Genomic DNA, 11,262 nt, shown 5'->3' on the forward strand with positions numbered 1-11,262 from the left:
GGCGTGGACTCCGCGTCCAGGATGACCACGGTGTCGATGTGCTGATCCTCGGCCAGGGTTGCCGAAAGAACCAAGGGGCTGGCGGTCCACACCGGGACCAGCTGTTTGATCAGATCCTCTTCCGCACTCAACTGATCCGGACGCACCCGCCCCGAACGCAGCATGTCCCGCAGATTGCGGGCAGCCACGGGGCTGCGCCGGATGCTGTGCCTCCAGCGCGTGGAGAGCTCGTGCATCAACCGGTTCGGGGCAGAGGCCACGTGCGCGGAATCCGCGCGACGGAACGTGGACTCGGTGCGACGCAGCTCGTTGCCGTGGGGCATGGCCACGAAGTCGTCGCCGCTGATCATGGCTTCGAGCACGGATTGCCACCAGGCCAGTTCCAACTCACCGCGCACCTCGTGGGCGGGCACGCGGCGGTCCTGCATGTCCTGCAGGAACTCCCCCAGCCCTCGCGAGCGCAGGTCGTCCAGGAGCATGGTCCGCTCGGGCAACGTGGCCAGGTGGGCCTCGTCGTTGATGAGCTCGTCGAGGGTGGTTTCCAGCTGCTCGACGTCTGCAGACTCCAGCGTGGCTGCGGTGGGCGAACCCTCCAGCGCAATCGCAAGCCCCTCGAGGTCCTCACTGAAGCGGCGCTGGATGTCCCGGACCTCGTGCGCGCGATCGGACACAGCCGGCTGTTCCAGGGACGTGGCCCACGTGCGCCAGCGATCCCGCTCGGACTGCACCTTGACCAGCGCGGCATGCAGGTCCGAGATGTGAACGCCGGGGCGCATGTATTCCTTGGCCGCCTTGCGCAGCCGCGAACGCTGCAGCCCGGTCATCTCGATCCCGTGGTCCCGGCGCCACCCCGAGGACGCCGTGGCGGCGATCAAGTCGGTGACCGGGCGGTCGTAGATGTCCGGGGTGAAGTGCTTGAGGGAATCACCGACCTCAATGACCAGGGACAGTTGCTGCGCCCATTCCTGGATAGTGCTTCCCGGGCGCAGCCCGGATACCGCCAGGACGCTACGGATCCCGGTCTTGAGGGTGGTCAGTTCGAGCAGCAGCGACTTGGCGAGCTGGTGAGCTTCGCGTGCCTCGTCGTCGTTGACCAAGCGAGCGCCATTCCAGGGCCCGGCCAGGGTCTCGGCGTCGAAGGCGCCCAAACGTGCGGCACGTTCCAACTGCTTCTCGACCTCGGAGCGGTGGGACACGGCGTCGAGCACGGACCGCCGGAACCGAACCGCCGTCTGCGGTCCGGGTTCGCGAGCGGTCAGTTCGGCCAGGGCCTGCATCGCTTGATAGGGCGAGGCCTGCCAGCGCGGGCGCACGGCGTGCAGCGATTCCTCGTGGACGCGCAGTTGCCCGCGCGAGACCCTCAGGCGTCCTGAAGCTGTTCGAGATCCGGTTCCTCGGCCCGTTCGTTGCGGGCGATGCACGCACGAGGCGCTCGGCGATGTCGTCATCGTTGAGATGCGAGCCCAGCGGCAATACCAGCGAATCCAGACCCAGGCGGTTCCACGCGCGGGTGAACGCGGAGAGCGTGGTGCGGGATTCACCCAGCACCAGGACACTCTTGTTGTTGTAGACCAGCGAGCCCACGGTGGCCACCACGGTGTCGATCGCGGGAGTGCCCACCGGGGTGCTGACCACGAAACTTTCGCCCTGTTCGGCGAGATCCACGACCTCCTGTTGGCTCCGGTCCAAATCGGTCAGCGCCAGTTCGTGAGCGGGGTCGCGGAGATCGAGGGGTTCAGCACGATTCTCAAGCGGCGTCACGGTCGGGAGCTTGCCCACCTCGTGGTTCTTCAACCGCGCCAAACCGCGTACGAACTGCGTGCGCGCCTCGACGTTCTCATCCGCAGGACGTTCGTGCAGGTCCGCGAAGGTGGAGACGAGCAGTTGGTGATCCACGTGCATGCCGGGGACATCCACGGCCAGTTGGCGCAGGGTCTCCAGAACGGGGGCAGGATCCAGCCGGCGCGTGCCGTAGGCCAAACGGGACATCTCCCCCGTGGCCAGTTCCACGTCGTAATCCTCGCGCAACCGGCGCACCAGGGCCGGGTTCAGGCGCGCGGGAGCCACGATCTGCAGCTCGAAATCCTTGCCGTCCGGTCGCAGCTTCACGGTCACCGGAGCGAGCAGCACCGGAGCGATGAAACGCCGCTGTCCGTCCACAGCAGGGTTGGTCAACCACGACGCCGTTCCGGCCGCCAAATACGCGGCGTCCAGTCCGTGCATGACCGAGAGTTCATGGATCTTGGTGCGCAGTGCGCGCGCCGAACGTGCCGCTCGTTCGTAGGCCGGGTCCTGATGATGAATCATCGTGGACAGCCTGGTGGGACGGCCCATCAACAACTGTGCCTGACCCGAGGAATTGGCTTCCGCCAGGTCGATGCACACGTTGTCCACGCGGTTGAACTCCAGCAGCGTATCCGGACCGGTATAGGCGTCCATTTGCTGGGTCCAGGCACGCAAGGACACCCTGGAATCGGTCCCGGTCTCGGTGGTGTTCTCGGGGCGTTCTTGGGGCGCGTCTGCAGACATGAGTCTCCTACTCACGAGTGCGCCGACCGCTCCACCCGCTCCTGGGTGCGCGGCCGACGCACCGGCACTGATGTTCGTTCACAACGAGTGTGGGATTACTCCCACTCGATGGTTCCGGGCGGCTTGGACGTGACGTCCAGGACCACGCGGTTGATCTCTTCAACCTCATTGGTGATGCGGTTGGAAATCTTGGCCAGCAATTCCGAGGGCAACCGTGACCAGTCTGCGGTCATCGCGTCCTCGCTGCTGACGGGGCGCAGCACAATGGGGTGGCCGTAGGTTCGGCCGTCACCCTGCACGCCCACCGAGCGGACGTCAGCGAGCAGCACCACGGGCATCTGCCACACGTCGTCGTCCAGGCCCGCGCGGGTCAGTTCTTCGCGGGCGATGGCGTCAGCGCGGCGCAGGATGTCCAAGCGCTCCTCGGTGACTTCACCGATGATGCGGATTCCCAGACCGGGGCCGGGGAAGGGCTGGCGGCCCACGATGTTCTCGGGCAGGCCCAATTCGCGACCCACCGCGCGGACCTCGTCCTTGAACAGCTGGCGCAACGGCTCGACCAGCTCGAACTGCAAGTCTTCCGGCAGGCCGCCCACGTTGTGGTGGCTCTTAATGTTGGCAGCACCCTCGCCACCGCCGGATTCCACGACGTCCGGGTACAGGGTGCCCTGGACCAGGAACTGAACGGGCTTGCCGTCAGCGGCCTCGGCACGCAGCACCTGTTCCTCGGCGGCCTCGAACGCGCGAATGAACTCGCGACCGATGGTCTTGCGCTTGGTCTCCGGATCGCTCACGCCGGCCAACGCGGACAGGAAGCGATCCGATTCGCGGGCCACGTGGAGCTTCACACCGGTGGCGGCCACGTAATCCTTCTCGACCTGCTCCACCTCGTCCTGGCGCATCAGGCCGTGATCGACCAGCACACAGGTCAACCGGTCGCCGATGGCGCGCTGCACCAGAGCCGCTGCCACGGCAGAATCCACGCCGCCGGACAGTCCGCACAGGGCCTTACCGTCGCCCACCTGGGCGCGGATCAGGGCGACCTGCTCGTCAATGATGTTGCCGGTGGACCACGAGGGAGTGATCTGGGCACCGTTGAACAAGAAGTTCTCGAGCACCTGCTGGCCGTACGCGGAGTGCTTGACCTCCGGGTGCCACTGCACGCCGTAGAGCTTGCGCTCGGCGTTCTCGAAGGCCGCCACGGGGGCGCCGTCGCTCGAAGCCAGGGTGGTGAAACCTTCGGGAGCAGCGGTGACGGAGTCGCCGTGACTCATCCACACGGTCTGGACCTCCGGGGCCCCCTCCAACAGGGTGCCGGTCAGGTCCTGGGACGCGGTGGCCATGGTGGCGCCGTATTCGCGAGCTCCGGTGCGTTCCACCGAGCCACCCATGGCGCTGGCCATGACCTGGAAGCCGTAGCAAATGCCCAGTACGGGCACGCCGGCTTCGAACAGCTCGGCATCACGCTGCGGTGCGCCGGGGGCGTACACGGAGGACGGGCCACCCGACAGAATGATGGCCGCCGGGTTGCGCTGCAGAATTTTTTCGGTGGACCAGGTGTGCGGAACGATTTCCGAGTAGACGTTCGCTTCGCGGACCCTGCGGGCGATCAGCTGCGCGTACTGCGCACCGTAATCGACCACAAGAACCGGGCGGTCCTCGAGTTCGGTGAGGTTGTCAGGGGTTTCAGTCACGGGCTCAAGTCTAGAACACCCGCGAGGCTTTATCCCCCGCTCAGTATCGCTTGGCGGCCTTGGGGTTCGATGCCAGCTCCACCTCGGTGGAACGGTGGATCTTGCGTTCCACGATGAAGGACAGGAACGGCACCACGCCGCCCAGTGCCATGACGATCAGCTGCGGGAACGGCCAGCGCATCAGGGACCAGATGCGGAAGCACGCGGCCAGATACACCACGTAGAACCAGCCGTGGATGATCAGGATCCAGGTGGAGATGTTCACTCCCCCGGCCAGGTTCTCCAGTTCCAGGTTCTGCCAGCCCAACGCCACGGTCTCACCGGTGATCTTGTCGGTGCCGCCGGCGATCAGGTCGTAGCCCAAGCCGTAACGGGTGATCATCTCGGCCACGAGCAACAGCAGGAACGTACCGGAGACCCACGCGCAGATCTTGTAGAAGGTCAGGGCGCCCCGGATCTGCGCTTCGGTGCCGCCGAAACGACGGCGCGGCTGCAGCGCCGCAGCACGGGCCTTGACGTTCTCCGGAACCGTCGCGCGCTCCGGGGTGGCGTCCGCGGGAGTGTTCACGCGCATGCCGTCCGTGCGACGAACCGGCTTGGGGTTGTGCTGGGGATCAGGGGTGGGTTCACTCATGCGTGGCTCCGTGCTCGGGGTGGGTGCGGTTCTCGCGCGTCGAGGCTCCGTTGGATGAGGAGTTCGCCGCCGGTTGGTCGTCAAAGTAGTAGTAGCACTGATCGTGCTCGTCCCAGTAATAGAAGGACTGTGCGTCCTCGTCCCAGAAGTAGTCACCCTCCAGGTAGAAGTACTTCTGGGGGTCCTGTTGGCGCAGGTACTCGTCACGGACGAAACGCCACCACAGGAACACGGCGAAGCCCGCGAACACGATCCATTCCAGCGCGTAGAACAAGTTCAGCATGTTCAGCGAGGTGTCCGTGGGCTGCTGATCGATGTCCAGGTCGCGCAGTTCCCCGCTCATCACGCTGGCATCCGCAGTCAGGAGCCCTGCTCGGTCACCGGCAGCTCATCCGCCGCGGGGACCTCTGCGGCGGCCGCAATGTAGCCGGAGTACAGGGGTGCGGCCCACACGTTGGTCAGCTGCGCGGGAGACAGCGAGGGCAGTTGCCCCTCCGGCAGTTCGGCATCCCCCAGGGGCGCCTCGGGCGGCAAGAAACGACCCGCAACGGTCACGGGTTCCGACGGCGCCGCGGGCACCTGATCGGCGGATTCCACCCAGCCGCGCGCCACGGCCATGGACATGGGACCGTTGGCGGCATCCCAGAGTTCTTCGGAGTCTTGGATCACGAGTTCCGTGACCACCCAGTACCCTTCCGCGCCGTCGTACAGACGGCCGGGGATGACCACGGTGGAGTCGGGAACGTAGCTGCCGGTGATCTCCACGGTGTGATCCGCGGTGGTTGCGGTGGCCACCTCTCCGGGTTTGATCACCTCGGTCAAGGGCTTCACACGGTCCTTGTCAGGATCGGCCACGGTGGAGGCCTGATCGGAGCTGCTCAGCTGCCACATGCTCAAGATCACGAAGAGCGCCGCGATGATCAAGCTCACCGTCAGAAAGGCGAGCGACCGGGGGCTGAGAGCGATCTTGAGCACCACACAAGAGTAGTGGGCCGCCCTGTGCGTTTCCCAAATCCCCGCGGGGATCAGACAACGCTCAGGACGGCCCACTCAGACTCAGCCATGCGGTGATTAGCCGCGGATCACGACCTCAGCACGCTGGAACTCCTTGAGGTCCGAGTAACCGGTCGTGGCCATGGCTCGTCGCAGCGCACCGATGATGTTCGAGGAACCGTCCACGTGGCGCGCCGGACCGTTCAACACCTCTTCCAGGGAGCCCACGGTGCCCACGCTGGTGCGCTCCCCGCGCGGTGAGTGCTGGTGGTGGGACTCCGCGCCCCACAGCCAGCCCTGCCCGGGGGCTTCCTCGGCGCGCGCGAGCACGGTACCGAGCATGACGGCGTCGGCGCCCATCGCGATGGCCTTGACGATGTCCCCCGAGGTGCCCAAACCGCCGTCGGCGATCACGTGCACGTACCGACCACCGGACTCGTCCAGGTAATCGCGACGGGCCGCGGCGACGTCGGAAATGGCCGTGGCCATGGCCGCGTGGATGCCCAGGATGGACTCGGTGCGCAGCGAGGCGCCGCCGCCGAAGCCCACGAGCACGCCGGCGGCACCGGTGCGCATGAGGTGTAGCGCCGGGGTGTAACCGGCCGCGCCACCCACTATGACCGGGACGTCCAGGTCGTAGATGAACTTCTTGAGGTCCAGCGGTTCCTGTTCCGTGACACGTGCTCGGCGGAGACCGTGGTGCCGCGGATGACGAACAGGTCCACGCCGGCCTCGAGCACGGTCTTGTAGTGCTCGACCACGCGCTGCGGCGACAACGAACCGGACACGATCACGCCGGCCTCACGGATTTCGGCCAAGCGGGCCTTGATCAGCTCGGGCTGGATGGGGGCGCTGTAGAGCTCCTGCATCCGACGCGTGGCCTCGGGGACGTTGTCCGAGGACAGATCGGCGATCTCGTCCAGAACCGGCTGCGGGTCCTCATAGCGAGTCCACAGCCCCTCGAGGTCCAGCACACCCAGGCCGCCGGCCTGACCCAGTGCAATGGCCGTTTCCGGCGACATGACCGAGTCCATGGGCGCACCCACCACGGGAATGTCGAACTTGTACGCGTCGATCTGCCAGTGCGTGCTCACGTCCTGCGGATCGCGGGTACGCCGCGACGGGACCAGGGCGATCTCATCCAGGTTGAACGTGCGGCGGGCCCGCTTGGAACGGCCCAGCTCAATGTCGTAGCTCACGGTTAGTCCTTTCCCCGCGCGTCCGTGCGCGAGTAGCGGGAGGGGTGAATCAGCGCTTGTAGTTGGGCGATTCCACGGTCATGGTGATGTCGTGCGGGTGAGATTCCTTGAGCCCGGCCGGAGTGATGCGCACGAACCGGCCCTTCATCTTGAGCTCCTCCACGTTGTGAGCGCCCACGTAGAACATGGTCTGGCGCAGGCCACCGTCCAACTGGTGCAGCACGGAGGCCAAGGGACCGCGGTAGGGCACCTGGCCCTCGATACCCTCGGGGATCAGCTTCTCGTCGTCGGAGACGTCCGCCTGGAAGTAACGGTCCTTGGAGTAGGAGGTGTTCTTGCCGCGGGACTGCATGGCGCCCAACGAACCCATGCCGCGGTAGGCCTTGTACTGCTTGCCCGCCACGAACACCAGCTCTCCCGGAGACTCGTCACAGCCGGCCAGCAAAGAGCCGAGCATCACGGAATCGGCACCGGCCACCAGGGCCTTGCCGATGTCACCGGAGAACTGCAGACCGCCGTCAGCGATCATCGGGACCCCCGCCGGATGGTGGCCTTGGCGGCCTCGTTGATCGCGGTGATCTGGGGAACGCCCACACCGGCAATGACGCGGGTGGTACAGATGGAGCCGGGCCCCACGCCCACCTTGACGGCGTCCGCTCCGGCGTCCACGATGGCCTGTGCACCGGCACGGGTTGCTGCCTGGCCGCCGATGATGTCCACGTGGGCGGCTGCGGACTCGTTCTTGAGGCGCGAGATCATGTCCAGCACACCCTGTGAGTGGCCGTTGGCCGTGTCGATGAACAGCGCGTCCACGCCGGCATCGATCAGGGTCATGGCACGTTCGAAACCGTCACCGAAGAAACCGACCGCCGCGCCTACGCGCAGACGACCCTCGTCGTCCTTGGTGGCCAGCGGGTACTGCTCGGCCTTGGTGAAGTCCTTGACGGTGATCAGGCCGGTGAGCCGGTCCTGCTCGTCTACCAGGGGCAGCTTCTCGATCTTGTGCGTGGCCAACAGCTTGTGGGCCTCGTCCTTGCTCATCCCCACATTGCCCGTCACCAGCGGCATGGGGGTCATGACCTCGCGCACTGTGCGGGTCGCGAAGTCTGACTCCGGAAGGTAGCGGGTGTCGCGGTTGGTGATGATGCCCAGCAGCTTCTGGTTCTCGTCCACCACGGGCAGACCAGAGACCTTGTAGTAGCCGCACAGGTGATCCAGCTCCGCCAGTGTGGCATCCGGACCCACGGTCACCGGGTTGGTGATCATGCCGGACTCGCTGCGCTTGACGCGGTCCACGTGGTCAGCCTGGTCCTGGATGGACAGGTTCCGGTGGATCACGCCCAGGCCGCCAGGCGTGCCATGGAGATGGCCATGGCAGATTCGGTCACGGTGTCCATGGCCGCGGAGAGAACAGGCGCCTCAACTTCGATCCGGCGTGAGAGCCGGGTCTTGGTCGACGCTTCGGAAGGAATCACGTCCGTGTTGCCGGGAAGCAACAGAACGTCATCGTAGGTCAGTCCGGTCAAGCCGAACGGGTCGTCCATGAGTGCGGTGGGCACGGCATCGGTCACGAAAGCTCCCTTTCACCAAGTAGTTTCCGTTTCATTCTACGGTCATGCGTCTACCACTCGGCGGCCAAGGTGACCTCCGCCTCGTTTAACCAGCGATCGCGTTGTAGAGCCGGTCGTTGGCCGGAACGGTCATGGTTTCCGCATAGTCCCACGTGAGGTGGTGGGCATCCAACCAGACGTGCACGTTGCCGATGACCGGTCGGCACTGGCCGTCCGGGCAGATCAGATCGTTGAGATCCACGTTGCGGTAGTTCTCGATCGAATCCAGTTCCTGGGCGGGGTTACTGGGCGCGAGAACCTGCGACGCAGGCGCGGTGCACGAGGGGTCATCCGGGCCCTTGGACTCAACGCACGTGTACGGGTTGAAGTCCAGACGGGCGTGGTCACGGAAGCCGACCACGCGGATGCCCTCGTCGGTGAGGTCCTCGATGACCGCGGGCAGGCCCGCAATGACCTTCTCCTGGCTGCCGTCCATGAGCTCACCGCGCGTGGACGTGGTCAGGACGACGTCCGGCTTGAGCTTCTCCACGTAGTCCAGAGCCGCCTGGTTACCTTCGCGGCACACCTCGGACTGACCTTCCAGGCCCAGCCCACAACCGGGCTGAAGGAGGGACACCATTTGCCAGTTCTCTTCCTTCGCCATGGGGATCACGGCACCCATGTACTGCTCCATGTGGGAGTTGCCGACCACCACCACGGTCTTGGTGGGGTTCTCGACCTTCTCGGTCTGGCGGCAGAAGTCCTGCACCGTGGCGTTGTCGGCCGCGAATTCATCCGTACATTCTTCGGGAAGGCCCACCCACTGATTGCCCAGGTCCGCTGCCAACGGCAAGGTGGGCGCTTCCGGATCCGCGTCCGGCTGGTAATCACTCATCAGCGACATAGCACCGGGGTTGTTTCGTTCCGCGTCCGCTTCCAACTGAGCGGTGCGGTAGGAGTCCACGCCGGTCCAGGTGAGGACAGCGGTGGACACGAGAGCCAGGCATGTGACGATGACGATGGCCAGACGACGCTTGGTCCTCTCCGGCCATTTCCAGGCCTTGATCGGATCCTCGATGAACGCGGTGAGCACCAGCGCCAGGATGATGGAGACAATCACGATGGCCACGCCGGAACGCGGTCCCGCCCACGGGCGGTCGGTCATGACCAGGTACGTGATCAGCAGTGGCCAGTGCACCAGGTACAGGGCGTAGGCTGCGTCGCCCAGCTTGACCACGGGCCACCAGGACAGGAACCGGTCGAACCCGAGCGGGGATTCGGTATTACCCGCCACGATGATCGCGGCTGCGGACAGCAACGGCCACAGGGCGATCCAGCCGGGGAAGGCCCCCTGGACATCCACCAGGACACCCACGGACACCATGCTCACGATGCCCACCCAGCCGAGGACGATGCGCACCACGCGTGGCGGGTTGAGGTAGGGAATCGCCAGGGCGATCAGGGAGCCCAGCGCGAATTCCCACAGTCGGGCGCGGGTATCGAAGTACGCGAAGGCCTGCTGGGTCTCGGTGGTGATCACCGAGTACACCATGGAGGCCGCAAAAATCAGGCCGAAGCACACCGCCAGGATCGGCACCGAACTGATGCGAGTGCGGCGTCGTACCAACCATGCGAAACCGAAGATCAACGGCCACAGCAAGAAAACCTGGCCCTGGACCGACAGTGACCAGAAGTGCTGGAACGGCGAAGCCGTGGAATGGTCGGCCGCGTAATAATCCACCGACGCCGCCGCGAGCGCCCAGTTCTCCACGTAGAACACGGAGGCCAGCGCTTCCCAGCGGAACTGAGCGACCGAGGACTCCGGGAACTCGGTGAGAAGCCCGATGGTCACCAGGATCACCACGGTGGCCAGCGGGAGCAACCGCTTGAACGTGTGCAGCCAGTACCGGCCGATGGCCAGGGGGCGGCCGCTCTCGATCTTGCGGACGAATGAAAGCGTCATGAAGAACGCGGAGATCAGCAAGAAGATGTCCACGCCGCCCGAAACCCGGCCCAGGAACACGTGGTAGACCACCACGAGCAACACCGCTACGGCGCGCAGACCCTGGACTTCTTTTCGGAAACCGGAGTAGCGCGAGACGACGTCCGGGCGGACGTCGGTCGCGTTCGGTCGAGGGGCAATGGTTTCGGGCATGGTTGTCACCTTAACCCCAGCGAGTGGCCATACAGAATCGGTGTCACAGCAGTCGTCATCGCTTGTGGCGACAGGTATCGGATGGACGCACAGAAAAACCGGCGGCCCGCCCCGTGATGTGGGCAAAGCCGCCGGTCAGCGTGGATTTCATCACAGCAGATCAGTGCTGGTGATGGTGATCCTCATCGTCGTTCTTCTTCTCGGCCACCAGAGTTTCGGTGGTGAGCACCAGGGCGGCAATGGATGCTGCGTTCTGCAGAGCGGAACGCGTGACCTTGACCGGATCGATGATGCCGGCCTTGACCAGGTTCTCGTACTCGCCGGTCACGGCGTTGTAGCCGTGGCCCGGTTCCATTTCGGCCACGCGGGCGGCCACAACGTAACCGTCGGCGCCGGCGTTCTCGGCGATCCAGCGCAGCGGCTGGACCAGCGCGACGCACGATGCCCACGGCCGTGGCGGCGTCGCCGTCGAGACCGAGTTCACGCCGTCGAGCGCCTTGGAGGCGTG

Annotated in this window: 6 protein-coding genes and 3 pseudogenes; all 9 read right to left on the reverse strand. The window is 65.4% G+C overall.

What is annotated here, in order from left to right; translation table 11 throughout:
• Positions 1-1,008: 1,008 nt before the first annotated feature.
• Positions 1,009-2,529 carry a DUF4011 domain-containing protein gene (locus tag YO9_RS18575; protein WP_223286533.1) on the reverse strand — a complete coding sequence of 507 codons (1,521 nt, stop codon included), beginning with the start codon at positions 2,527-2,529 and terminating at the stop codon, positions 1,009-1,011.
• Positions 2,530-2,624: 95 nt separating this feature from the next.
• A complete protein-coding gene (gene guaA, locus YO9_RS0112690; protein ID WP_016997825.1) occupies positions 2,625-4,223 on the reverse strand; it encodes a glutamine-hydrolyzing GMP synthase in 1,599 nt (532 codons plus the stop codon).
• A 40-nt stretch (positions 4,224-4,263) separates the two neighbouring features.
• Positions 4,264-4,857 carry a DUF3817 domain-containing protein gene (locus YO9_RS0112695; RefSeq protein WP_016997826.1) on the reverse strand — a complete coding sequence of 198 codons (594 nt, stop codon included), beginning with the start codon at positions 4,855-4,857 and terminating at the stop codon, positions 4,264-4,266.
• A complete protein-coding gene (locus YO9_RS18580) occupies positions 4,850-5,200 on the reverse strand; it encodes a hypothetical protein (RefSeq protein WP_223286534.1) in 351 nt (116 codons plus the stop codon). The genes YO9_RS0112695 and YO9_RS18580 overlap by 8 nt, the downstream gene beginning before the upstream one ends.
• 17 nt (positions 5,201-5,217) lie before the next feature.
• A complete protein-coding gene (locus YO9_RS18585; RefSeq protein WP_223286535.1) occupies positions 5,218-5,781 on the reverse strand; it encodes an SURF1 family protein in 564 nt (187 codons plus the stop codon).
• Positions 5,782-5,928: 147 nt separating this feature from the next.
• Positions 5,929-7,049: pseudogene (locus YO9_RS0112705) on the reverse strand (GuaB3 family IMP dehydrogenase-related protein).
• A gap of 49 nt (positions 7,050-7,098) precedes the next feature.
• A pseudogene (gene guaB / locus YO9_RS0112710) lies at positions 7,099-8,593 on the reverse strand (IMP dehydrogenase).
• A gap of 112 nt (positions 8,594-8,705) precedes the next feature.
• Positions 8,706-10,754, reverse strand: a complete 2,049-nt coding sequence (locus YO9_RS0112715; protein ID WP_016997827.1) for an acyltransferase family protein — start codon at positions 10,752-10,754, stop codon at positions 8,706-8,708.
• A 160-nt stretch (positions 10,755-10,914) separates the two neighbouring features.
• Positions 10,915-11,262 (reverse strand): annotated as a pseudogene (locus tag YO9_RS0112720) (TCP-1/cpn60 chaperonin family protein); the annotation flags it as partial.

Source organism: Kocuria atrinae C3-8 (genome assembly GCF_000286355.1).
Lineage (GTDB): Bacteria > Actinomycetota > Actinomycetes > Actinomycetales > Micrococcaceae > Kocuria > Kocuria atrinae_A.